The organism is Pseudomonas sp. GZD-209, from assembly GCF_049310485.1.
In the GTDB taxonomy this organism is placed as follows: Bacteria; Pseudomonadota; Gammaproteobacteria; order Pseudomonadales; family Pseudomonadaceae; genus Aquipseudomonas; species Aquipseudomonas sichuanensis.
In genome coordinates this window covers 1-23107 of the sequence record NZ_JBMOWQ010000019.1, presented here as the reverse complement: position 1 = coordinate 23107, position 23107 = coordinate 1, and the positions used below count along the sequence as shown (strand labels likewise).

General features: G+C 64.1%; 25 protein-coding genes. 15 read left to right on the top strand and 10 right to left on the bottom strand.

Translation table 11 applies throughout. From position 1 onward, the window contains the following. The first annotated feature begins 31 nt into the window (after positions 1–31). Positions 32–1891, top strand: coding sequence for a SurA N-terminal domain-containing protein (locus ACO6VM_RS02895; RefSeq protein ID WP_390967513.1), 1860 nt, complete (start codon positions 32–34; stop codon positions 1889–1891). A 63-nt stretch (positions 1892–1954) separates the two neighbouring features. Here the strand turns inward: ACO6VM_RS02895 and ACO6VM_RS02890 are convergent, their stop codons facing one another. Further along, a complete protein-coding gene (locus ACO6VM_RS02890; protein WP_401056984.1) occupies positions 1955–2995 on the bottom strand; it encodes a patatin-like phospholipase family protein in 1041 nt (346 codons plus the stop codon). Positions 2996–3148: 153 nt separating this feature from the next. Here ACO6VM_RS02890 and ACO6VM_RS02885 point away from each other — a divergent pair, with 153 nt between their 5' ends. The 3 genes from ACO6VM_RS02885 to ACO6VM_RS02875 all read left to right on the top strand — a co-directional run bounded on the left by ACO6VM_RS02885 (position 3149) and on the right by ACO6VM_RS02875 (position 5088). Further along, entirely contained in the window at positions 3149–3427 is a 279-nt protein-coding gene (locus tag ACO6VM_RS02885; RefSeq protein WP_110994350.1) for a hypothetical protein, read from the top strand. A 14-nt stretch (positions 3428–3441) separates the two neighbouring features. Next, a complete protein-coding gene (locus tag ACO6VM_RS02880; RefSeq protein WP_401056985.1) occupies positions 3442–4209 on the top strand; it encodes a CHAD domain-containing protein in 768 nt (255 codons plus the stop codon). Between the two features lie 81 nt (positions 4210–4290). Beyond that, entirely contained in the window at positions 4291–5088 is a 798-nt protein-coding gene (locus ACO6VM_RS02875) for an acyl-CoA thioesterase (protein ID WP_401056986.1), read from the top strand. Between the two features lie 27 nt (positions 5089–5115). Here ACO6VM_RS02875 and ACO6VM_RS02870 read toward each other — a convergent pair whose 3' ends face one another. The 3 genes from ACO6VM_RS02870 to ACO6VM_RS02860 all read right to left on the bottom strand — a co-directional run bounded on the left by ACO6VM_RS02870 (position 5116) and on the right by ACO6VM_RS02860 (position 7937). Continuing rightward, positions 5116–5484 carry an Mpo1-like protein gene (locus ACO6VM_RS02870; RefSeq protein WP_125858124.1) on the bottom strand — a complete coding sequence of 123 codons (369 nt, stop codon included), beginning with the start codon at positions 5482–5484 and terminating at the stop codon, positions 5116–5118. Positions 5485–5565: 81 nt separating this feature from the next. Beyond that, positions 5566–7044: a methyl-accepting chemotaxis protein gene (locus ACO6VM_RS02865; RefSeq protein WP_401056987.1), complete on the bottom strand. Its 1479-nt coding sequence runs from the start codon at positions 7042–7044 to the stop codon at positions 5566–5568. An 86-nt stretch (positions 7045–7130) separates the two neighbouring features. After that, complete coding sequence (locus ACO6VM_RS02860; protein WP_401056989.1) at positions 7131–7937, bottom strand: TatD family hydrolase; 807 nt, start codon at positions 7935–7937, stop codon at positions 7131–7133. 158 nt (positions 7938–8095) lie between these two features. On the opposite strand from ACO6VM_RS02860, the gene ACO6VM_RS02855 reads away from it, so the two are divergent. The 4 genes from ACO6VM_RS02855 (at position 8096) to greB (ending at position 11155) form a co-directional block, all read left to right on the top strand. Continuing rightward, positions 8096–9502, top strand: coding sequence for a transglycosylase SLT domain-containing protein (locus ACO6VM_RS02855; protein ID WP_401056991.1), 1407 nt, complete (start codon positions 8096–8098; stop codon positions 9500–9502). A 112-nt stretch (positions 9503–9614) separates the two neighbouring features. Further along, positions 9615–10049 carry a DoxX family protein gene (locus ACO6VM_RS02850; protein WP_401056992.1) on the top strand — a complete coding sequence of 145 codons (435 nt, stop codon included), beginning with the start codon at positions 9615–9617 and terminating at the stop codon, positions 10047–10049. A gap of 233 nt (positions 10050–10282) precedes the next feature. Further along, positions 10283–10591: a hypothetical protein gene (locus ACO6VM_RS02845; RefSeq protein WP_110994342.1), complete on the top strand. Its 309-nt coding sequence runs from the start codon at positions 10283–10285 to the stop codon at positions 10589–10591. 90 nt (positions 10592–10681) lie between these two features. Beyond that, on the top strand, positions 10682–11155 hold the full coding sequence (gene greB / locus ACO6VM_RS02840; RefSeq protein ID WP_125463476.1) for a transcription elongation factor GreB: 474 nt from the start codon (positions 10682–10684) through the stop codon (positions 11153–11155). 53 nt (positions 11156–11208) lie between these two features. Here the strand turns inward: greB and ACO6VM_RS02835 are convergent, their stop codons facing one another. Further along, positions 11209–13716 (bottom strand): ABC transporter permease, encoded by a 2508-nt coding sequence (locus ACO6VM_RS02835; RefSeq protein WP_401056993.1) that lies wholly within the window; start codon positions 13714–13716, stop codon positions 11209–11211. Then, entirely contained in the window at positions 13716–14399 is a 684-nt protein-coding gene (locus tag ACO6VM_RS02830; protein WP_347150180.1) for an ABC transporter ATP-binding protein, read from the bottom strand. The genes ACO6VM_RS02835 and ACO6VM_RS02830 overlap by 1 nt, the downstream gene beginning before the upstream one ends. 10 nt (positions 14400–14409) lie before the next feature. Here ACO6VM_RS02830 and ACO6VM_RS02825 point away from each other — a divergent pair, with 10 nt between their 5' ends. The 3 genes from ACO6VM_RS02825 to ACO6VM_RS02815 all read left to right on the top strand — a co-directional run bounded on the left by ACO6VM_RS02825 (position 14410) and on the right by ACO6VM_RS02815 (position 16436). Beyond that, positions 14410–15015, top strand: coding sequence for an arylesterase (locus tag ACO6VM_RS02825; protein WP_401056994.1), 606 nt, complete (start codon positions 14410–14412; stop codon positions 15013–15015). A 58-nt stretch (positions 15016–15073) separates the two neighbouring features. Beyond that, positions 15074–15355, top strand: coding sequence for a hypothetical protein (locus ACO6VM_RS02820; protein WP_347150182.1), 282 nt, complete (start codon positions 15074–15076; stop codon positions 15353–15355). A gap of 106 nt (positions 15356–15461) precedes the next feature. Beyond that, positions 15462–16436, top strand: a complete 975-nt coding sequence (locus ACO6VM_RS02815) for a L,D-transpeptidase family protein (protein ID WP_390967522.1) — start codon at positions 15462–15464, stop codon at positions 16434–16436. Positions 16437–16563: 127 nt separating this feature from the next. Here the strand turns inward: ACO6VM_RS02815 and oprI are convergent, their stop codons facing one another. After that, positions 16564–16815 carry an outer membrane lipoprotei OprI gene (oprI, locus tag ACO6VM_RS02810; RefSeq protein WP_003259780.1) on the bottom strand — a complete coding sequence of 84 codons (252 nt, stop codon included), beginning with the start codon at positions 16813–16815 and terminating at the stop codon, positions 16564–16566. A gap of 501 nt (positions 16816–17316) precedes the next feature. On the opposite strand from oprI, the gene ACO6VM_RS02805 reads away from it, so the two are divergent. Continuing rightward, entirely contained in the window at positions 17317–17598 is a 282-nt protein-coding gene (locus tag ACO6VM_RS02805; protein ID WP_110994199.1) for a GNAT family N-acetyltransferase, read from the top strand. Between the two features lie 61 nt (positions 17599–17659). On the opposite strand, the gene ACO6VM_RS02800 is transcribed toward ACO6VM_RS02805, so the two are convergent. Both ACO6VM_RS02800 and ACO6VM_RS02795 read right to left on the bottom strand, forming a co-directional pair. Continuing rightward, positions 17660–18736 carry a 3-deoxy-7-phosphoheptulonate synthase gene (locus ACO6VM_RS02800; protein ID WP_125463482.1) on the bottom strand — a complete coding sequence of 359 codons (1077 nt, stop codon included), beginning with the start codon at positions 18734–18736 and terminating at the stop codon, positions 17660–17662. Positions 18737–18896: 160 nt separating this feature from the next. Next, the gene (locus ACO6VM_RS02795) at positions 18897–19328 is read right to left on the bottom strand and encodes a PilZ domain-containing protein (protein WP_125858132.1); all 432 of its coding nucleotides are present in this window, start codon (positions 19326–19328) and stop codon (positions 18897–18899) included. 110 nt (positions 19329–19438) lie between these two features. Between ACO6VM_RS02795 and ACO6VM_RS02790 the strand changes: the two genes are divergently transcribed. The 3 genes from ACO6VM_RS02790 to cysB all read left to right on the top strand — a co-directional run bounded on the left by ACO6VM_RS02790 (position 19439) and on the right by cysB (position 22079). Next, complete coding sequence (locus ACO6VM_RS02790; RefSeq protein WP_401056995.1) at positions 19439–20386, top strand: putative 2-dehydropantoate 2-reductase; 948 nt, start codon at positions 19439–19441, stop codon at positions 20384–20386. Between the two features lie 94 nt (positions 20387–20480). Beyond that, the gene (locus ACO6VM_RS02785) at positions 20481–20990 is read left to right on the top strand and encodes a universal stress protein (RefSeq protein WP_401056996.1); all 510 of its coding nucleotides are present in this window, start codon (positions 20481–20483) and stop codon (positions 20988–20990) included. Positions 20991–21104: 114 nt separating this feature from the next. After that, positions 21105–22079, top strand: coding sequence for an HTH-type transcriptional regulator CysB (gene cysB, locus ACO6VM_RS02780; RefSeq protein WP_011533140.1), 975 nt, complete (start codon positions 21105–21107; stop codon positions 22077–22079). 138 nt (positions 22080–22217) lie between these two features. Here cysB and ACO6VM_RS02775 read toward each other — a convergent pair whose 3' ends face one another. Further along, positions 22218–22952 (bottom strand): phosphoadenylyl-sulfate reductase, encoded by a 735-nt coding sequence (locus tag ACO6VM_RS02775; protein WP_110994204.1) that lies wholly within the window; start codon positions 22950–22952, stop codon positions 22218–22220. Positions 22953–23107: the final 155 nt, after the last annotated feature.

The window sequence follows — 23107 nt, the reverse complement described above, 5'->3', positions numbered from 1 at the left end:
ACGCAGTGGTACAGCCGTTTCTGGGGGACGCATGCTGCAGAATATCAGGGACAATTCACAAGGTTGGATTGCCAAGACCATTATCGGCCTCATCGTCGTGCTGATGGCATTGACCGGCTTCGAGGCCATCTTCCAGGCCGCAACCCACAGCCAGGACGCTGCCAAGGTAAACGGCCAGACCATCAGCCAGAACGAGCTGAGCCAGGCCGTGGACATGCAGCGCCGCCAGCTGATGCAACAGCTGGGCAAGGACTTCGACCCTGCGCTGCTGGACGAAAAGATGCTGCGCGAGGCTGCGCTCAAGGGGCTGATCGATCGCAAACTGCTGTTGCAGGGCGCCGAGGATGCCAAGTTCGCTTTCTCCGAAGCTGCACTGGACCAACTGATCCTGCAGACGCCTGAGTTCCAGGTCGATGGCAAGTTCAGTGCCGAGCGTTTCGATTCGGTCATCCGCCAGATGGGCTACGGCCGCATGCAGTTCCGCGAGATGCTCGCCCAGGAAATGCTCATCGGCCAGTTGCGCACCGGCCTTGCCGGCAGCAGCTTCGTCACCGACAAGCAGGTTGAGGCGTTCGCCCGCCTGGAGAAGCAGACCCGTGACTTCGCCGCCCTGACCTTCAAGGCCGACCCGGCTGCGGTCAAGGTCAGCGACGACGAGGTGAAGGCCCACTACGACCAGCACGCCAAGGAATTCATGACCCCCGACCAGGTGGTCATTGATTACATCGAGCTGAAGAAGTCGGCCTTCTTCGACCAGGTCAAGGTCAACGACGACGAACTCAAGGCGTTGTACGACAAGGAAATCGCCAACCTGGGCGAGCAGCGCCATGCTGCGCACATCCTCATCGAAGTCAACGACAAGGCCAACGATGCCCAGGCCAAGGCCCGCATCGAAGAAATCCAGCAGCGCCTGAGCAAGGGCGAGGATTTTGCCAAGCTGGCCAAGGAGTTCTCTCAGGACCCAGGCTCTGCCAACACCGGCGGTGACCTTGGCTTTGCAGGCCCGGGCGTGTACGACCCGGCCTTCGAGGAAGCGCTGTACAAGCTGAACAAGGATCAGGTTTCCGCCCCGGTGCGTACCGAGTTTGGTTACCACCTGATCAAGCTGCTCGGCGTCGAAGCGCCGGATGTACCTAGCTTCGCCAGCCTGAAGGACAAGCTGACCCACGAGCTGAAAACCCAGCAAGTGGAGCAGCGCTTCGTCGAGGCCACCAAGCAGCTTGAAGATGCCGCGTTCGAAGCCTCCGACCTGGGTCAGCCGGCTCAGGACCTTGGCCTGAAAGTGCAGACCTCTGCGGCCTTCGGCCGTGAAGGTGGCGAGGGCATTACCGCCAACCGTGCGGTGATCCAGGCTGCCTTCAGTGAAGAAGTGCTGGAGGAGGGCGCCAACAGCAACGGCGTCGAGCTGGACCCGGAAACCGTGGTCGTGCTGCGCGTCAAGGAACATCGCAAGCCTGAGCAATTGCCGCTGGAAGCCGTGGCCAAGAACATCAGCGCGCATCTGGCCAAGGAGAAGGCGACTGCCGAGCTCAAGGGCAAGGCTGACAAGCTGATTGCCGGCCTGCGTGACGGCTCGATCAAGGCAGCAAGCCAGAGCTGGAAGGTCCAGGAAGCCGCTACCCGTGGCCAGGACGGCATCGACCCTGCCGAGCTGCAGGCTGTGTTCCGCCTGGGCAAGCCGGCGTCCAAGGACCAGCCGGTGTACGGCAGTGTGGTGCTGGGCGACGGTAGCCTGGTGGTGTTGCAGCTCAAGGGTGTCAACGAGGGCGCTGCCGCCACCGACGAAGAGAAGGCGCAGATCCGTCGCTACCTCGCTTCGCGTGCCGGTTCGCAAGACTTCGCGGCCTACCGCAAATGGCTGGAAAGCAGTGCCGACATCACCCGCTACTGAGTGATGCAGCAATGACGAAACAGGCCGCGTATGCGGCCTGTTTCGTTTCTGCTGCACAGGCCCCTAACGGCGCACCCCCTCATGGCTGTCCAGCGTATCCCTGGCGACTTCGCGCCCCAGTGCGATCAGTTCAGGCGCCTTGTAGAACTCGAAGAACCGGCATACCCGCTTGGGTACGTTGATCAGCACATCCGGCGGATAACCGGCGATCTTGTATTGCGCCAGTGAGGTCTGCATCACCTCGAAGCTCTGGTTGATCAGGTCCAGCAGCGAAGCAGGGCCGACGTTATCGATGATGAACGAGCCAGTCGCGGACTTTGGCGCGCCTTCGGTCTCGGGCGCCGCGGCAGGCTGCTGGCCCTGTGGCCCGGCGCTTTCGCCCAGCCAGGGGTTGGACGGGGTCAGGCCGTCAGCGGTGATTTCCTGTTCGATGCGCATCAGCTCCTCAGCGGGTTTGCGGCGAAACGGCAGGTGCGAGCCGAGTGAGCTGATCAGCGAGTCGAAGCGCATCTTGAAAGCTGCCGGGCGTTCGATCACCGGCAACTGGTACTGCTTCTGGTTGGTTGCGTTGAGGTTGACGGCAATGATCAGGTCGCAGTGACTGGACACCACCGGCACGATCGGCAGCGGGTTGAGGATGCCGCCATCGACCAGCATGCGATTGCCTTGCATGACCGGGGTGAACAGGCTGGGGATCGCCGCCGAGGCGCGCATCGCCTGATGCAGGCAGCCTTCCTGGAACCAGATCTCTTGCTGGTTGGTAAGGTCGGTGGCCACCGCCGTGTAGGGGATGCGCAGCTGCTCGATGTTGACTTCGCCAACGATCTTGCGGATCTGCCCGAACACCTTGTCGCCACGGATTGCCCCCAGGCGAAAGCTGACATCCACCAGTCGCAGCACGTCCAGGTAGTCCAGGCTTTCGATCCAGCTGCGATATTCGTCGAGCTTGCCGGCCGCGTAGATGCCCCCGATCACCGCGCCCATGGAGCACCCTGCAATGCAGGCGATTTCATAGCCGCGTCGCTCGATTTCTTCGATCACGCCGATGTGCGCGTACCCCCGGGCACCGCCCGAGCCGAGCACCAATGCCACGCGTTTGCTCATGGTCTTCCCCCTGCGTATTGTGCAACCACGGCCCTACAATGCGCCCATTGTTGCCTGTGCTTCAATGTAGTCCGCACTGGGCTACGCTGAGCAGGCAACTTTCTGCTCGCTGTGCCGTCGAACGACCACTTTTTCACCTTTGAGGTAACACCGATGAAAGCCTGGATCACCCTTCCTCTTATTGTCCTGGCCTTGGCCGGTTGCGCGGGCAAGACGGCCTATCGCGACAGTTGCGGGACCCAGCTCGATGCTGCGTGGAAGGAACTGGACCTGGCCAAGGCCGAAGGCTTCGCCGGTACTGTCAGTTATTCCAAGGCACTGTCACTGCTGACCGGGGCCAAGACCCAGCAGCAGTTCGAAGCGTTCGAAGGCTGTACCCACAAAGCCGAGAAGGCGCGCTTCTATATTCGTGAGTCCCGCGCCGGGCGTTGACCGAGGAGCGCGCCATGTCCGCCATGCTCGACCATGTGGTTTTTCAGGTACTGACGCTGCAGGTAAGGTTGCTGGTCTGTCGTGAGCGGCTGGCGGCCGATACCGACAGCGAGGCGCTGCATGACCTGCGTATCGCCCTGCGGCGTCTGCGCAGCCTCATGCGCCCGCTGCGTGGCTTGCCGGGGGTGGAGCAACTGGAGGACGCGGCGCAGGCGCTGGGTACCTTGACCACGCCGCTGCGTGACCGCGAGGTGCTGGCGGCGCAGCTCATCCAGCGCGGGCACCTGCAGGCCGGGCAGCGCCGTCTGGAGGGCAGGTCGCGTACGTTCGCCAGCGTGGCGCGCAGCCCCCAGCTTGCGCGCGTACTGGCGATTCTCGACGTGTTCCCGCTGTTCCTGCGTGCGGCCGACCGTGAAGGGTTGGTGCCGCGGCTGGAGCGGCGTGTCGACAGGCGCCTGGTCAAGCAGTGGCGTACCTTGGCGCAGGCGCTGAAAGATCCGGCCCACGATCGGCATCGCTTGCGCTTGTTGATCAAGCGCGTGCGCTACGGTGACGAGGCTTACCCGCAGCTCGATCACGCCGGCAAGCAGCTGCAAAGGCTGTTGAAGAAAGCCCAGGGCGACCTGGGCGACTGGCATGACCGTTTTCAATGGTTGCTGCAAGTACGCGAGCACAGCGACCTGGCAGGCTGCAAGGTGGCCTGGGAGCACGAACTGCATGCCGCCGAACGCACCTCCGATATCACCCTCGAGGTGTTGCGCAAGGCCGTGGCGCGTCGATAGCCCGGCAAATGACCGATATGCGGGCTGCCGCACCTGCGGGTGCTGGTTAAGATCGGGACTTTTGCGCAGGAGCCAGGGCACATGAACTTCACCGAATTGTTGGCGGCAGCACGCCTGCACCCTGAAGCGGTCAGTGTGCCGCCCAGCTGGGCGCAGGGGCGGGCGGTGTTTGGCGGCCTTATGGCCGCGATGGTGCACGAGGCGATGCGGCAGAAACTGGCTGACGACCGCCTGGTGCGCTCGCTGGCCATCACCTTTGTCGGCCCGGCGGCGCCGGATGTACCGATCAGCCTGGAAGTGGAGGTGCTGCGCGAGGGCAAGGCGGTCTGTACCCTGCTCGGTCGTGCCGTGCAGGGCGGCCAGGTGGTGACGCTGGTGCAGGGCAGTTTCGGCGCTGGCAGGCCTTCGGTGGTCGCGGTCGATGCGCAACCCCCGACGGCGATCAAGCCGTTGCAGCAGGCAGCGCCAGAGTTGCCGTACATCAAAGGGGTGACCCCGGAGTTCATGCGTCACGTGGCGCTGCGTTGGGCTATCGGTGGGCTGCCGTTCAGCGGCAACGATTCACGCCACATGGGCGGCTGGGTGCGTCTGCGTGACGTGCCCGATGCTCCCCTGGAAGTGGCGCATCTGCTGGCCCTGGTCGATGCCTGGCCGCCCAGCCTGATGCCGTTCCTGAAGCAGCCAGCCGCAGGTAGCACCTTGACCTGGACCATCGAATTCGTCCAACCCACGCCACGGCTTTCGACGCAGGACTGGTGCGGCTATTGCGTGGAGACCGAGTATGCGCGGGATGGTTATGGGCATGCCGCAGCCCGCCTGTGGACGGCTGACGGCGAGCTGTTGGCATTGAGTCGGCAGACGGTGACCGTGTTCGCTTGAGGCTGCTGGGGCGCGTGAAGCGTGCGGTCAATGCCGATGCTTGTGCCGCTCGCGCCAGGCGCGCCACCAGGCGCCGCTCAGCACGAACCGCGGGAAGGTGATGAATTGCTCGGTGAGCAGGCGTTGCACGGCGTCCTTGCGGTTGGCGAAGGGTTCCGGTTGTTCGGCCTCCAGTCGATGCCCCTGGCGTTGCAGGCCAAGGCCGGCGATCAGGGCGATGATGCCGACGGCGATCTGCGACAGGTCCAGGGCGAACAGCCCCGACAGCACCAAAAGCGCACCCAGGATGAACAGCGGCACGGCAATCAGGTGCAGCACCAGGTTGGCGGGGTGGCGGTGATTATGGTGGTAGCCGCGCCATTGCCAGGCGGGCAGGTTGGGCAGTCGCTTGCTCATGGGCAGTTCCTCATGGAGATGCCCAAAGTCTAGTGCGGCCCCCGGGAGGGGGCCAATCGAGGCTGGCTATGCCGGCAATAGCTAGAGCTTGAGCTGGCCGATGGCTTTGCTCAATTCCCCAGCCAGGGTCGCCAGCTCGCTGCTGGTGGTGGCTGAGCCCACGGTTTGCTGCACGGTTTGCTCGGTGACGTCACGGATGCTCACCACTGCGCGGTTCATCTCTTCGGCCACTTGGCTCTGTTGCTCGGCAGCCACCGCGATCTGGGTATTGTTCTCGCGCATCTGCGCCACGGCACGGGTGATCTCGGCGAGGGCCTCGCCAGCTTCCTGGGCCTGCTTGACACAGTCGTCGGCCTTGTACGAACTCTCCTGCATGAAGTCCACGGCATCACGGGTGCCGGCCTGCAGGTCAGCGACCATGGTGGTGATTTCGTCGGTGGAGGTTTGCACGCGCTTGGCCAGGTTGCGCACTTCGTCGGCGACCACCGCGAAGCCGCGGCCCAGGTCGCCGGCGCGGGCGGCCTCGATGGCGGCATTGAGGGCGAGCAGGTTGGTCTGTTCGGCGATGCTGTGGATCACCCCGACCACCCCGTTGATCTTCTGGCTGTCATCGGCCAATTGGCGGATCATCTCGGCGGTCTGCTGCACACCGCTGGACAGCCCTGCAATCGAGTCCTGGACCCGGCTGACCACGGCCTGGCCGCTGCCGGCGAGGCCGTCGGCACTCTGCGACAAGTCACGGGTGGCACCGGCATGCTCGGCGATGTGGTGCACGGTGGCGGTCATCTCGTTGATCGCAGTGGCGGCCTGGTCGGTCTCGCTCTGCTGGCCGATCATGCCGTGGCGCACTTCGTCCATGCTCCCGGCCAGGCGCGCAGCACCCGAGTCGAGCTGCGCAGCGGTGCGCGCGACAGTGCTGACCACGCGGTGGTAGGTGGTCTGCATGGCGTTGAACGCGCCGGCCATCTGCCCGACTTCGTCGCCACAGGCCAGCGGTACCCGCGCCGAGAGGTCGCCGGTTTTTTCCACGTGCAGCATCACGTCCTTCAACGTATTGAGCTGGCTGAGCAGGAAGCGGATCAACAACTGCGAAGCGCAGAGCATGGCCAGCATCAGCACCAGCACGCACACCGCATAGTTGCCGAAACGGTCGAAGAACACCTGGCGCAGGCTAGGCGCCTGGGCCAGCACGGCCAGGTGCCGATCGCCCTGGCGGAACACCTGGGCCCCCAGCACAGGGTTGTCACCTGCGATCCAGGCGCCGGGCAGCTCGACCCAGCCCTGGGCATCACGCAAGGCTTCGAGGGGTTCGCCGGCAAATTCGGGAGTCTGTCCGCTGCCCCAGGCAATCAGCCCGGGTTGGGCCGGCAGGGTTGTTCCGGGGGGCCAGGCGGCCAGCAGTTCGGCCTGGCGCTGGGCCATGGCCTGCGCGCCCGAAGCGCGCGCCTGCTGCTCCAGGGACACGGCGTACAGCACCAGCAGCAGGGTGGTGACGAAGGCCACTGCGTTGACGGCCCAGAACTTGTACTTCAGGGAAATATTGCTAAGCCAGGCACCCATGGTAGGTCTTCTCTGAGTTGGCGGAAACATTGTTGGCAAGGTGCCATCATTGTGCCCGCCAGGGCCAGGACCCTCCTTGATATGCGTCAAGAAACCACAGGCAGCCCGAAGAACGCCTGCGCGCAGGCGGTGGTGTGGGCTGCGGTGGATTCGACGCTTTCGCCGCGATGCACAGCCACCTCGCGCAGGACTTCGGGCAGGTACGCCGGCTCGTTGCGGCCATTTTTCGGTTTTGGCCGCAGGCTGCGCGGGAGCAGGTAGGGCGCGTCGCTCTCCAGCATCAGGCGGCCTGTCGGGATGTTGCCGACCAGCGGATGCAGATGAGTACCGCGGCGCTCGTCGCAGATCCAGCCCGTGATGCCGATGTGCAGGTCGAGGTCGAGGTAGGCGAACAGCGCCTCGCGCTCGCCGGTAAAGCAATGCACCACGGCGGCGCTCAGTTGGTCGCGGTAGCCCTTGAGGATTGCCAGCAGGCGCTCGCTGGCGTCACGTTCGTGGAGGAACACCGGCAGGCGCAGCTCGACGGCCAGGGCCAGTTGGGCTTCCAGGGCTTTTTCCTGCTGCGGGCGAGGGGAGAAGTCGCGGTTGAAGTCCAGCCCGCATTCGCCGACGGCGCGCACCCGGGGTTGCTCGAGCAAGTGGCGCAACTGGCGCTCACTGTCGCTGGTCCAGCTCTTGGCATCATGGGGGTGTACACCGGCGGTGCTGAACAGGCGCTGGCCTTGCTCATCCAGGCGCTGGCACAGTTCAAGGGCTTCTTCACTGACGCCCAGGCTGGTGCCGGTCAGCACCATCTGCGCCACGCCGGCCTGCACGGCGCGCTCGACCACAGCTGCCTGCTGGTCATGGAAACTGCTGTTGGTCAGGTTGACGCCGATATCGATCAATTGCATGGTGCTACCTCGTGCCGCGGGGCGGCCAGCATAGCAAAAACCGGTAAATCGCGAAAAAACCAAGAACTTCAAACGTTTGCCATGGTCTTTTGCCGTCAGTCATCACGGATCGATCATTGCACATGGTGCCCGCCAACCGCTCTCGGACCTCTTCCTCCATGCTGCGAACCCTGCTGACGACCTTGATGATGTTCGGGCTGCTGGCCGCCGGGCCGGCCACTGCGCGCGAGCCGGGGCCCCAGCAGCATGTACCCGCCAGCCAGGCCCGCGACCTGGCGCAGATCCGCTCCAGCCAGGTGCTGCGGGTGCTGGTCAACCAGAGCCGCAACAGCTCCGGCGAGGTCAAGGGCGAACCGGTGGGCGTCGAGTACTACCGGCTGCGCGCCCTTGAGCACGCGCTCAATGCCCGGGTCGCCGACAATCAGGAAATCACCTTGAAAATCATCCCGCGGGCCAAGGAGCAATTGCTCGGTGCCTTGCAGCGGGGTGAAGGCGACCTGGCCGCGCCAGGTGAGCTGCTCGATCCTGCCGGGGTGCGTGGCGTCGAGGCCAGTGCCCCGGTGCTTGACCAGGTGCCGCTGCTGCTGGTCGGGCGCAAGGGCGAGCGCAGCTACAGCCGGGCCGAGCAGTTGTCCGGGCGTACCATCGCGCTGACCAGTGCCAGCGCTGCCGGGGCCGCGATCGAGGCGATCAACCAGCGCCTGGCGCTGCGCAAGCAAGCCCCGATCAAGGTGGAGTGGGTTGACCCGACCCTGGCGGTGGAGGATGTGCTGGAGATGGTCCAGGCCGGTATTTATCCGCTGACCGTGGTGGAGCGGCCCATCGCCCAACGCTGGGCGCGGGTGATGCCGCGCCTGCGCCTGGACAGCAAGCTGCAGCTGGCCAAGCCGCAAGCGCTGCGCTGGTATGTGCGACCTGATGCGCCGATGCTGCGGGCGGCAGTGGACCGCTTCCTCGCCACTTACCGCGCCCCGGACAACCAGGATGCCGCCTTCGAACGCATCTACCGGCGCCAGTACCGGGTCCACAATCCGCTGGCGCGCCAGGACCGGCAACGCCTGGAATCATTGCGCCCGGTCCTGCAGAAGCATGCCGGTGACCAGCAGTTCGACTGGCTGAACCTGGCGGCCCTGGCATTCAAGGAGTCCACCCTCGACCCCAAGGCGCGTGGCACGGGCGGGGCCCATGGGTTGATGCAGATCACCCCGTCGGCGGCGCAGCGGGTGGGGGTGAGCAACACCGCCACGGTGGATGGCAATGTCCAGGCCAGCGCCCGCTATCTGGCGTTGATCCGCCGCAAGTTCTTCGCCAGCCCGCAACTCAACGAGCGCGAGCGCATGGCGTTCATCCTGGCGGCCTACAACCTCGGCCCGGAGCGGGTTCAGGCCATGCGCGCCGAAGCGCGGCGGCGCGGGCTCAACGGCAATCAGTGGTTCTTCCAGACCGAACGCATCGCCATGGAGCAAGTGGGGATGGGGCCGGTGAACTTCGTCAACAGTGTCAACAAGTACTACCTGGCGTTCAACCGTGAACGCGCTTCCCTGGAGCGGTTGGCCAGGCGCTGATAAATCTAATTAATCGATGATTATTACGCGATTATTGCGATTTTCTTATTCAATCAATCGATTAAGATGGCGCTCATCCAACACCTACCCGCTTAAACAAGGAAGCAACAACATGAACAACACCCTCAAAGCCCTGTTCGTTACCCGTGCCGGTTTTGGCCTGAGCGTCGTGCGCATCCTGGTCGGCGCCATCTTCATGGCCCATGGCGCACAGAAACTGTTCGGCCTGTTTGGTGGCTACGGCCTCGAAGGCACCGGCCAGTGGATGGAGAGCATCGGCCTGGCGCCTGGCTACCTGATGGCCTTGCTGTCGGGCAGCGCCGAGTTCTTCGGCGGCCTGGCCCTGGTGGTCGGCCTGCTGGCCCGCCCGGCGGCACTGGCGCTGAGTGTGACCCTGGTGGTGGCGATCTTCTCGGTGCACATCAACAACGGCCTGTTCATGTCCAACAACGGCTATGAGTTCGCCCTGGCGCTGCTGGCAGGCAGTGTGGCGGTGCTGATCGAAGGTGCCGGTCGCTTCTCGCTGGACCGTCTGATCGCACGCTGACTCAAGCTGCAAGCTCCCAGCCGCAGGTTGCAAGTTGATCGCATTCATCAACTTGCACCTTGCGGCTTGAAACTTGGAGCTCATCCCTCTAGCATACCGACTGCGCCGATTTAAACAGCTACTTGCGGGGCGCAGGGCAACCCTCCCGGGTCATCCGAAATACCGCTAAAGCGCTGGTTCGGTGACGCCTCCCACCGCTGCCCAGCGGGATCAGCGAGGCGGAGAAAAACTCCATGAGTTGTCCACGTACCAGTGTCTGTTTGACCCCCCTGGCCAAAGACCAGGCCTCCCGCACCCCGCGCATTCTGCTCGGTGGCCAGCATCAGCCTACGCTCCTGCGCAACCTTGACGGTTTTTCCCGTCGCAAGGGCCAGGCCCGGGCTTTTCTCATCCAGTTCTTCGAAACCTGCACCCAGCTTGGCGAGTACGCCAACGACCGTTTCGACCTTGCCGTGATCCAGGCGCCGGCCGCCGAGGATGCCGCCGAGGTTATCGGTCAGCTCACGCGCATCGCCCGCCAGGGGCTGATCACGCGCGCCTGATCGGCGTGCAAAACCCGCAGGTTTTTCGCTAAGCTCGGTCACTCGGTGGGCGCCTGGCGCCCGCTGCAGATGCACTGAGGAGACAGCCGCTTGAGTACCAACATCATCACCACCGAAGGTCATGCCGCCCTGAAGCAGGAGCTTGATCATCTGTGGCGGGTCTATCGCCCGGAGATTACCCAGAAGGTCGCCTGGGCGGCGTCGCTGGGCGACCGCAGCGAGAACGCCGACTACCAGTACAACAAGAAGCTGCTGCGCGAGATCGATCGGCGTGTGCGCTATCTGCGCAAGCGCCTGGAAGACGTCAAGGTCGTGGCCTATTCACCCGAGCAGGAAGGCAAGGTGTTCTTCGGTGCCTGGGTGGAGATCGAGAACGACGACAGCGAGCAGTTGACGTTCCGTGTCGTCGGCTATGACGAGATCCATGGGCGTAATGACTACATCTCCATCGACTCGCCCATGGCCCGCGCCCTGCTCAAGAAGCAGGAGGGCGACGAGGTGCTGGTGCAGACGCCTACCGGCGAGGCGACCTGGTACATCAACCGCATCAGCTACAGGCCGTAGCCGGCTCATCAGAAGCCGGGGCTGCGTGGCAGGCCCCAGGCCCCTCAGAGCATTCAGCCTTCCCGCAGTACCGCCAGCGGGCTGGCGTTAAGCGCACGCCGCGTGCCGATCACCCCGGCGCCCCCCACCAGCACCGCGCCTGCCAGTGGCAACCCCAGCAGCCACAGGTGCGGCGCCCAGTGCAGGTCGAAGGCATAGCGGTACAGCGCCCAGGTGATCAGCTCGCAACCCACTGCGGCGAGCAGGCCGCTGACGGCACCCAGCAATCCAAATTCGATACGCCGGGCCTTGACCAGCAGCGGTCTTGCCGCCCCCAGGGCGCGTAGCAGGGCGCCCTGGCGGATGCGTTCGTCTAGGGTTGCCTGCAGGCCTGCGAACAGCACCGCCAGCCCCGCTGCCAGCACAAACAACAGCACATATTCCACCGCCAGCGTCACCTGGGCGAGGATGCTGCGCAGCTGGCCGAGCAGGGCGTCGACCTGGAGGATGGTCGCTGCCGGGAATGCCCGTGACAGCGCGACGATTTCCTGATCATGGCCTGGTGCAAGGTAGAAGCTGGTCAGGTAAGTGGCGGGCAAGCCCTGCAGTGTTCCGGGCTGGAAGATCATGTAGAAGTTGGGCTGAAAACTGTCCCAGTGCACCGTGCGCAGGCTACTGACCCTGGCCTGGCGCTGCTGGCCACCGATGTCGAAGGTCAGCAGGTCGCCCAGTTGCAGGTTGAGGCTCTGGGCCAGCTCCGCCTCGACCGAAACGCCAGGTATGGCAGCGTCCTGCGGTGCCTGTTGCCACCAGTTGCCGGCGCTCAGCGCGTTGCCCTGCGGCAGCTCGGCAGCCCAGGTCAGGCTGAGGTCGCGCTGGATCGCCCGCTCGCCGGTGGACTCCTTGCTCACCAACTGGCGTACCGGCTGCTCGTTGATGTGGGTGAGGCGGCCGGGGATTACCGGATACAGCGGCGCGGAGGTCGCGTTGATCTGCGCCAGGCGCTCAGTGAACGGCTGGCGTTCATCAGGCAGGATGTTCAGGGCGAAATGGTTGGGGGCATCCTTGGGCAGTTGCGCCTGCCAGTTGTCGAGCAGCTCCGCGCGCAGCAGCGCCACCAGGCCCATGGCCAGCAGGATCAGGCCGAAGGCCAGGGCCTGGCCGGCAGCTGCCAGTGGATGACGTAACAGCTGGCCCAGCCCCAGACGCCAGGCCAACGGTGCGCCGGCCAGGAGCTGGCGCAGGCTGCGCAAGCCGAGCAACAGCAGGCCGCCGAGCAGCAGCGCGGCGATCAAACCGCCCCCCAGCAGGGCGAAGGTGAGCAGCAGATCGAGGCTCAGGCGCCACATGATCAGGCCCAGGGCGAGCAGGGCTGCGCCATACACCAGCCAACTGCTGGTGGGCGTGGGCAGCAGGTCGCGGCGCAGCACCCGCAAGGGCGGCACGCGGCCGAGGGCGGCCAGTGGCGGCAGGGCGAAGCCGGCCAGCGCCACCAACCCGGTGCCGATCCCGGCAAGCGCGGGCGCGAGGCCGCCGGGAGGCAGTTGGCTGGGCAACAGGCCTTCGAGCAGGCGGAACAGGCCCAGCTGGGCGAGCCAGCCGAGCAGGGCGCCGCCGAGGGCTGCGACCGTGCCGAGCATGGCCAGCTGCAGGCAGTACAGCCCCAGTGCCTGGTGCCGCGACAGGCCGAGGCAGCGCAGCAATGCGCTGGCGTCCAGGCGCCGGGCGGCGTAACGGCTGGCCGACAGGGCCACGGCGACACCGGCCAGCAGCACAGCCACCAGGCTGGCCATGTTCAGGTAGCGCTCGGCCTTGCCCAGCGCCCCGCCGATCTGACGGTTGCCATCACGGGTGTCGAGCAGGCGCTGATTGGCTGCCAGGCTGGCTTCGGCGGTTTTGCGGTACTGGGCCAGGGCTTCGATGTCGCCTCGCCACAGCTCCCGGTAGCTGACCCGGCTGCCAGGCTGGATCACCCCGGTGGCTTCGAGGTCGGCAAGGTTCATCAGCACCCGCGGGGTGAGGCTGTAGAAGTTGTTGGCGCGGTCTGGCTCGTAGGTCAGTACGCGGCTCATGCGCAGGGTCTTCATGCCCACATCGATGCTGTCGCCCACCGAAAGCCCGAGCGCCGCCAGCAGGCGTGGCTCGACCCAGGCCTCGCCGGGTGCCGGGCCACCACCGGGCGTTTCTGCGGCATAGGGCGCGGCGGCGCTGCGCAACTGGCCGCGCAGGGGGTAGGCGGCGTCGGCGGCCTTGATGCTCGACAGCTGAATGCCATTGTCGCCGCCGACCACGCTGGTGAACTCCACCACCTGGGCGTGGCGCAGGCCCAGCACGGTGCCATCGGCTATCTGCTGCGCCGTGGCCGGCGCGCTGCCTTGCAGCACCAGGTCGGCGCCGAGGAATTCACTGGCGCGCAACTGCATCGCGCCATTGAGGCGGCTGCCGAAGTAGCCGATGGCGGTGCTCGCCGCCACTGCCACCAGCAGGGCGAAGAACAGCACGCGCACTTCGCTGGCGCGGGCATCGCGTAGCAGCTGGCGCAGCGAGAGCGCGCACAGGCGCAGGAAGGGCAGGCGGGTCATCAGGGCTCCAGGGGCGCGACCAGGCGGCCGGCATCCAGGCGGATCAGGCGGTGGCAGCGGCTGGCCAGCCGCTCGTCGTGGGTGACCAGTACCAGCGTGGTGCCGCGCTCCTGGTTCAGTTCGAACAGCAGGTCGCTGATGCGCTCGCCAGTGTGGCTGTCGAGGTTGCCGGTGGGTTCATCGGCAAACAGCACCGCAGGTTGCGCGGCGAACGCGCGGGCGATCGCCACCCGTTGCTGTTCGCCGCCGGAAAGCTGGCGTGGGGTGTGGCTCAGGCGCTTGCCCAGGCCGACTCGCTCGAGCAGGCTGCGGGCGTGCTCGCGGGCATCGCGGCGGCCATCGAGCTCCAGTGGCAGCATCACGTTTTCCAGGGCATTGAGGCTGTCGAGCAACTGGAATGACTGGAAGACAAAGCCGACGTGTTCGGCGCGTACCCGGGCGCGCTGGTCTTCATCGAGCGGGCCGAGGTCGTGGCCGGCCAGGATGACCTTGCCGGCGCTGGGGCGATCAAGCCCGGCGAGCAGGCCGAGCAGGGTGGATTTGCCGGAGCCGGAGGCGCCGACGATGGCCAGGCTGTCGCCTTGGGCAAGGTCGAGGGAGAGTGCGTGGAGGATGGTCAGGTCGCCTTCCGCGCTGGGGACCACTTTGCTAAGGTTCTGCGCAACGAGAATGCTGGGGCCCATGGAGAATCCGATGCGAATGTGGTGGTTGAGTGCCGGTCTGGCCCTGTGTTGCCTGGCCCAGGGCGCGGTGGCGGGAACGGTGCTGGTCGTCGGCGATAGTATCAGCGCCGGTTTTGGCCTGGATACCCGCCAGGGGTGGGTCGCACTCCTGCAGCAACGCCTGCAGCGCGAGGGTTTTGACGATCAGGTGGTCAATGCCTCGATCAGCGGCGACACCAGCGCTGGTGGCCAGGCGCGGCTGCCGGCGCTGCTTGCAGCGCACAAGCCGGCCCTGGTGGTGCTGGAGCTGGGGGGGAATGACGGCCTGCGCGGGCAGCCTCCCCAGCAATTGCAACAAAATCTTGCCTCGATGATCGACGATGCCCGTGAGGCGGGGGCAAAGGTCGTATTGCTGGGCATGCGCCTGCCGCCCAATTATGGCGTGCGCTACACGACGGCCTTTGCCCATGTCTACGAGCAACTGGCCGGCGAGAAAAACGTGGCGCTGGTACCGTTCTTCCTCGAGGGCATCGGTGGGGTACCGGAGATGATGCAGGCCGATGGTATTCATCCCGCACAGGGGGCCCAGCAGCGTTTGCTGGAAAATGCCTGGCCGGCAATAAAACCCTTGCTGTGACGCTTTTATCGGGGGCCGCTTTCGGCTAATGTTGCGCCCCCCGATTCGAGTGCCCCCGATGCCCCGCCCCGCCTGGTCCCTGTACGCCTATCAACTGATCGAGCCTGACGAGCAGCTTGACCTGTTCGCCTGCCAGGAGATCCGCGTGCACCTGGCGGCCCGCCAGCTGGAACTGGGGGTGCCGGCTGACCGTACCCTGTGCGGCGGCCTGCTGCCGGCGCAACCGCGCTGGTCGGTGGTAGAACGCGCCATTTACCGCGACGAGCGCCTGTGCGCGCTGTGCAAGGCCATCCTTGATGCCCAGCGCCACGGCATGCGCCCAGTCTGGCCGCAACTCTGAGCACCTTTCATCATCTGAAACGCTTGCCCGCGGCCTACGCCTCCCGCTCGCCGGTGCACAGGTGTACAATCGACTCCCTTGACTGACCTTTCGAAGGATTTACCGGATGTTGCCGCGCTTTCCCGCCGTCACCCGTAGCCTGTCCCTGGCCGCCCTGCTGGTAGCCGGCCCCGCCGTTGCGCTGGAACTGCCGTTGCCCCCTCCTGGTGAAGACGTCGTCGGCCAGGTTCGGGTGATCAAGGCCAAGTACGAAGACACCTTCGCCGACATCGGTACCGCCAACGACCTGGGCTACCTCGAAATGATCGCCGCCAACCCGGGCGTCGACCCCTGGTTGCCTGGCGCCGGTACCGAGATCATCCTGCCTACGCGCTACGTGCTGCCGCCAGGGCCGCGTGAAGGCATCGTCATCAACCTCGCCGAGTACCGCCTCTACTACTACCCGAAAGGGCAGAACGTGGTGCACACGTTCCCGCTGGGCATTGGCCGCGAGGGTTGGGGCTCGCCGATTGCCAACACCCGCATTACCGCCAAGACTCCTAATCCGACCTGGACGCCACCTGCCTCCATTCGCAAGGAGCACGCTGCCGATGGCGACATCCTGCCCGCAGTTGTGCCGGCCGGCCCGGACAACCCGCTGGGGCCGTTCAAGTTCACCTTGGGCGTGCCGGGCTACCTGATCCACGGTTCGAACAAGAAGTTCGGTATTGGCATGCGCACCAGCCACGGTTGCTTCCGCATGCTCAATAACAACGTGTTGACGCTGTCGAAGATGGTCCCGGTAAACACCTCGGTTCGCATCATCAACGAGCCTTACAAGTTCGGCGTCAGTGGTGGCAAAGTCTACCTCGAGGCGCACACGCCGCTGGATGACCAAGGCAACCCGTCGGTGGTCGACAAGCACACCGCAGTCATCAATGCGCTGCTCAAGCGTGAAGACCTGGCCAACAACTTGCGCATGAACTGGGACATGGTGCGTGATGTGGTTGCCGCCGAAGATGGCATGCCGGTTGAAATCGCCGTCCCGGTCAATGGTGGTGCCGCACCGGTGGTCTCGAGCATTCCAGCCGAACTGCAGTAAGCCATTTGCGACTGGTGTAGAGGCCTGCCTTAGTGCAGGCCTTTTCGTTTGTGCGCATTGCCTTTCACTGGGCAATAAAAAAGCCGACCCACAAGTGGGTCGGCTTCTTAACAATCCGTGAGGATTATTACTTGCGGCTGGCTTTGTCCAGCATACGCAGAGCGCGCTCGTTGGCTTCGTCAGCGGTTTGCTGAGCCTTCTGAGCAGCTGCCAGAGCGTCGTCAGCTTTGCGGTAGGCTTCGTCTGCACGAGCTTGGGCGCGAGCTGCTGCGTCTTCGGTAGCGGTCAGGCGAGCTTCGGTTTCTTTGGAGACGCTGCTGCAACCGGTAGCCAGAACTGCGGCCAGGGCCAGAGCAGAGAATTTCAGAACGTTGTTCATCGTGTTCCCCTTCAAGGACTTTCTATTTAAATAGCCATCTCTCGGAAAAGAGAAACTGGCCGGCGTACATAGTACCCATTACTTGTAGTAAGTAAACTGACTGAGCGCAAGAACTGCAAAAAAAATGTGGCGGGCGGGCAGCAGTGACGGGTTCTGCAGGCCATCTGTGAAAATTGTGTGAGACGCACGCAAGCGATTGTAGGGCGGGAACTTTTTTGTTGAACTAAGGGTGACTTCAACTGTCGGTGAGCGTCTTAGCCCAAAGAGCATTCGGCGCGTATCATGCTACCAGGCCAGTGTGGCAAAACCGCGCTGTTGGATTTTCAGTCCGGCCGCTTGAGCAACCCCGCTTGTGCCGCCTACTATTTGTAGGTGCCCAGGGTCAGAACGATCAAGGTCGTGCAACTGTCCAACGGGCCAGAGGTGGCGCAGAGGTTCCCCGCCGGATACAAACACATCGGTAAGGTATGGGTCTGCCGACAAGACCTGCGAGGAGTAGTGATGAGCGAGACGCTGACCATCCACCATGACCAGGCGGGTCATCAATTCGAGACCAATGTGGACGGTCATCGGGCGTACCTCACGTACATGGACCTGGGCAAGCAGACGCTGGACATCTACCGTACCTTCGTGCCCAACGCCCTGCGCGGGCGCGGCATCGCCGCCGCCTTGACCGAAAAGGCACTGGAGTACGCCGAGCAGATGGGTTACACCGTCATCCCGTCCTGTTCGTACGTAGAGCGCTACATGGAGCGTCAGCAGCGTCACTCGAGCAAGGCCTGAACACTTTACCGTACACATGAAAACGCCGGGCATTGCCCGGCGTTTTCATGTGCGCAAGGTGTTAGCCGCGCTGGCGCTGCGGCAGCACATCCTTGAGCTTGGCGTGCATGCTGCGCAGGGTTTTTTCGGTGGCCGCCCAGTCAATGCAGGCGTCGGTCACGGAAACACCATACTGCAGCTCGTCCAGGTTCTTCGGAATAGCCTGGCAGCCCCAGTTCAGGTGGCTCTCGACCATCAGGCCGATGATCGACTGGTTGCCTTCGAGGATCTGGTTGGCCACGTTTTCCATGACCAGCGGCTGCAGGGCCGGGTCCTTGTTGGAGTTGGCGTGGCTGCAGTCGACCATGATGTTGGCCTTGATCTTCGCCTTGGCCAGGTCCTGCTCGCACAGGGCGACGCTGACCGAATCGTAGTTGGGCTTGCCGTTGCCTCCGCGCAGTACCACGTGGCCATAGGCGTTGCCTTTGGTGGTGACGATCGACACGCCACCCTCCTGGTTGATCCCCAGGAAGCGGTGCGGCTTGGACACCGACTGCAAGGCGTTGATCGCCACGGTCAGGCCGCCGTCGGTGCCGTTCTTGAAGCCGACTGCCGAAGACAGGCCAGAAGCCATTTCGCGGTGAGTCTGCGATTCGGTGGTGCGTGCGCCGATAGCCGACCAGCTGATCAGGTCCTGCAGGTACTGCGGGGAGATCGGGTCCAGTGCTTCGGTGGCGGTGGGCAGGCCCATTTCGGCGAGATCGAGCAGCAGCTTGCGGCCAATGTGCAGGCCGTCCTGGATCTTGAACGAGTCGTCCAGGTAGGGGTCGTTGATCAGGCCTTTCCAGCCTACGGTGGTGCGCGGCTTCTCGAAGTACACGCGCATCACCAGGTACAGGGTGTCCGAGACTTCCTCGGCCAGTACCTTCAGGCGTTCGGCGTATTCGTGGGCAGCCTTGATGTCATGGATGGAGCATGGGCCGACCACTACGAACAGGCGGTGGTCCTTGCCGTCGAGGATATTGCGCACCACTTCGCGGCCGGCAGTCACGGTCTGCAGGGCTTTGGCGCTGAGAGGGATTTCCTTCTTGAGCTGATCAGGGGTGATCAAGGTCTCGTTGGAGGCAACGTTCAAGTCATCGATCGGTAAATCAGCCATCGTGTTACTCGTCAGGTCACGGGTGCCGGCCGCCAGCAATCCCCGTGCGGCCCAGCAGCAGATTGTTCGCAGCGGGGAGGCCGAACCTTAACGCGTTAGCGGGGGCGGGACAATGGGCTGGGGCCCGTCGATACTGGGTTTTTGCGGGTGGAACGGTGATTCAGGGGGATGTGGCGCCCAGGCTGGCCTCGGAAAAGGCCTCGGCATGCAGGCTGATCCACTGCGCGGCCAACTGTTGCGCCGCGCTGCTGTCAAGGTCGGCCTGGGCGTGCTCCAGGCAATAGTGCTGGATCTGGCAGGCCTGCTCGCCCATGCGTGCACCGAACAGCGCCTGGCTGTCGGTGAAGGCCACGCCCACTCGATAGCCCTGATCAAGCCGTTGGCACCAGGCGACATAGCCGGGGTAATGTGCATCCAGTCCCAGTGAGGGGATCAGCACTTCGACGGCAGTGCCGCGACGGTAAGCGCGTGGTTGGTTGCAGGCGATGCCGCCGAGGCCCTGGGTATAAAGGTGGCGACGAAACAGGCTGGATGTGGGGCGAAGGGTGAGTTCGACCGGGATGTCATCCGGATGAGGCAGGTATCCGCACATGCTCGACTCCGTGTCGATTATTTGACCTTCTTTGCCCCAGTATAGTGAGGGATCGAAAACCAGCTGATTTACGTGCTAAAAACCGACGAACACACACGAAGGAGAAAGGCATGCAGGTTCGCAATACTCGCATCGGCATCATTGGCAGCGGGGCCATTGGTGGCTTTTATGGCCTGATGCTGGCCCGTGCCGGCTTCGATGTGCATTTCTTGCTGCGCAGCGAGTACGCCACGGTGCGTGAGCACGGGCTGACACTCGATAGCGCGCTGCACGGCCAGTTGCATCAACAGGTCCAGGCCTACGCCAGTGCTGCCGACATGCCGCCGTGCGATTGGCTGCTGGTGGGCGCCAAAGCCACCAGCAATGCTGAGCTGGCGCCGTCGATCGTGCAGGCGGCGGCGCCCGGCGCCAAGGTGGTATTGCTGCAGAACGGCCTGGGGGTGGAAGAGCAACTGCGCCCGGCACTGCGCGCGGATATGCACTTGCTCGGTGGCCTGTGCTTCATCTGCGTGAATCGTGAACGCCCTGGGGTAGTCCGCCATCAGGCGCTGGGTGCGGTCAACCTCGGCTACCACAGCGGGCCGGCGGAGGATGCCGGGCTGGCGGTGGTGGAAGAGGGCGCCGAGCTATTCCGCGCAGCCGGCATCGACTCACAGGCCATGCTCGACCTCAACCAGGCACGTTGGCAGAAACTGGTGTGGAACGTGCCGTACAACGGTCTTTCGGTGCTGCTCAAGGCCAGCACCACGCCGCTGATGAGCGACCCTGACAGTCGGGTGTTGATCCAGGCCTTGATGGCCGAAGTGGTCGAAGGTGCCCGTGCGTGCGGGCAGGTGTTGCCGGACGGCTACGCCGAGCATCTGTTCCGGGTCACCGAGCAGATGCCGGACTACTGGCCGAGCATGTATCACGACCACGCCGCACAGCGGCCGCTGGAGTTGCAGGCTATCTATGCCGAGCCGCTGGCAAGGGCGCATGCGGCCGGTTGCCGATTGCCGCGGATCGAGGCATTGCATCAGGCACTGGCCTTCATCGACCGACGTAACCGGCAACCTTGAGCACCCCTGCAGCCCGCGCCGGACGGCAAAGCGGCGCCCGGTGGCGCTGCTAAGCTCAACCTTGCTCTGCCGTAGCGGCAGTCGAGGAGGCCGAATGATCCGCACCATGCTGTACGCCACCGACCTCGGTGTGTACGCACCTTTCGTCATGCAGCACGCCCTGGCCCTGGCGCGCACCTTCAACGCAGAGCTTTACGTGATCCACGCGGTCGAGCCCATGGGCCAGTTTGCCGAATCCCTGCTACAGAGCTACCTCGATGAGCAAACCCTGGACGCGCTGCACAGCGAAGGGGTCAACACGGTGATGGCCACTATCGAACAGCGGGTACTGGAGAATTTTCGTGACGAATTGGGCGAGGAAGCCGATCTGGCCCTGATAAAGGCGGTGCGGGTACGCCAGGGCGACCCGGCGCAGGTCATCCTCGAGCAGGCGCATCGCCTGAGTGTCGACCTGCTGATTTTCGGCAGTCACAGCGCCGGGGCGGGCGCTGGGGTGCCCATTGGTCGTACGGCAGTACGCCTGCTGCAGTTGTCGTCGGTGCCCGTGTACATGGTGCCGCTGGCACAGCACCTTGGGCGTAGGAAAATGGGAGGTAGAGAGTAGGTAGTTTCGGGCGAAGGTAACAAAATAGTTCTAGATTTATTTCCCAAGCCACTAATATAGTTATAACTCGTCGCTGCCAGTGCGCCGGTGGCCTACCGTCTTTGAGGGATATCTATGAAGCTTCAACAACTGCGCTATATCTGGGAAGTGGCGCACCATGACCTCAACGTTTCCGCGACGGCGCAAAGCCTGTACACCTCCCAGCCCGGTATCAGCAAGCAGATCCGCCTGCTCGAGGACGAGCTGGGTGTCGAAGTCTTCGCCCGCAGCGGCAAGCACCTGACCCGCGTCACGCCAGCCGGTGAGCGCATCATCAATACCGCCGGCGAAATCCTGCGCAAGGTCGAGAGCATCAAGCAGATTGCCCAGGAGTTCTCCAACGAGAAGAAGGGCACCCTGTCGATCGCCACTACCCACACGCAAGCGCGTTACGCGCTGCCGCCGGTGATCAGCAATTTCATCAAGCAGTACCCTGAAGTTGCCCTGCACATGCACCAGGGCTCGCCGATGCAGATCGCCGAGATGGCCGCCGACGGTACCGTCGATTTCGCCATCGCCACCGAGGCGCTTGAGCTGTTCGGCGACCTGATCATGATGCCGTGCTACAAGTGGAACCGCTGTGTGGTGGTGCCTCAGGGGCATCCGCTGACCAAGTTGCCGAAGCTCACCCTGGAAGCGGTGGCCGAGTATCCGATCGTTACCTATGTATTCGGCTTCACCGGCCGCTCCAAGCTCGACGAAGCCTTCAATCACCGCGGCCTCACGCCCAAAGTGGTGTTCACCGCCGCCGACGCCGACGTGATCAAGACCTATGTGCGCCTGGGTCTGGGCGTAGGTATCGTGGCCAAGATGGCGGTCGACCCCAAGCTCGACAGCGACCTGGTGTGCCTGGATGCCAGCGAACTGTTCGAAGCCAGCATTACCAAGATCGGCTTCCGCCGCGGCACTTTCCTGCGCGGCTTCATGTGCGACTTCATCGAGAAGTTCGCCCCGCACCTGACCCGCGAAGTCATGGCCAAGGCCATCCAGTGCCACAACAAGCAGGAACTCGAAGAGCTGTTCGAGGGCGTTGAGCTGCCGGTCCACTGATTCAAAACTGTCTGGGGCCGTTTCACGGCCCTTTCGCCGGCAAGCCGGCTCCCACAGGATGGCGCATGGCTTGAAGCTGGCGCGTTCGGGGTGGGAGCTGGCTTGCCAGCGAAAGGGCCGCGAAGCGGCCCCAGTCGTTTATGCCTTGCTGATCAGGTTGCCTGCGTGCAGCCCGCATTCTTTCTGCGTCGACTCCTCCCACCACCAGCGCCCTTCGCGCTCGTGCTGGTTGGGCAGTACCGGTCGGGTGCACGGCTCGCAACCGATGCTGATGAAGCCGCGCTCATGCAGGCTGTTGTACGGCAGCTCGAGCATGCGGATATAGCCCCAGACTTCCTCGCTGCTCATCTGCGCCAGCGGGTTGAACTTGTACAGCGTGCGTTCCGGGGTAGAGAAGGCGCCGTCGATCTCCAGGGCTGCCACCTGGCTGCGGGTGCCCGGGCTCTGGTCGCGGCGCTGGCCGGTGGCCCAGGCACTGACCGTGGCCAGCTTGCGGCGCAGCGGCTCGATCTTGCGGATGCCGCAGCATTCACCGTGGCCGTCCTTGTAGAAGCTGAACAGGCCCTTTTGCTTGACGAAGGGGTCGAGCTTGTCGCGGTCAGGGCTGAGGATTTCGATCGGCAGGTTGTAGTGCTCGCGCACCTGGTCGATGAAACGGTAGGTTTCCGGGTGCAGGCGCCCGGTGTCGAGGCTGAACACCTTGACCTGCTTGTTCAGTTTCCAGGCCATGTCCACCAGCACCACGTCTTCGGCGCCGCTGAACGAGATCCACAGATCGTCGCCGAAGTGTTCGAAGGCGAGCTTGAGGATCTCCTGCGGGGACTTGCTGGCATAGGTCGCGGCCAGGGCGGCGACGTCGAAGGGTTGGCTCATCAGGCGGTTTCCATCGGGTGAGTGGCGCTGTGCGCTCGTAGTGAACTGATGGTAACAAAAAATGGCGGGGTAGACCTGTCGCGCCGCAATCGCGGGGGGGGGGGGGGGGGAAAAAACTGTCCCCCCTGGAAGGGGGCTCCCCCCCCCAGCTTCCC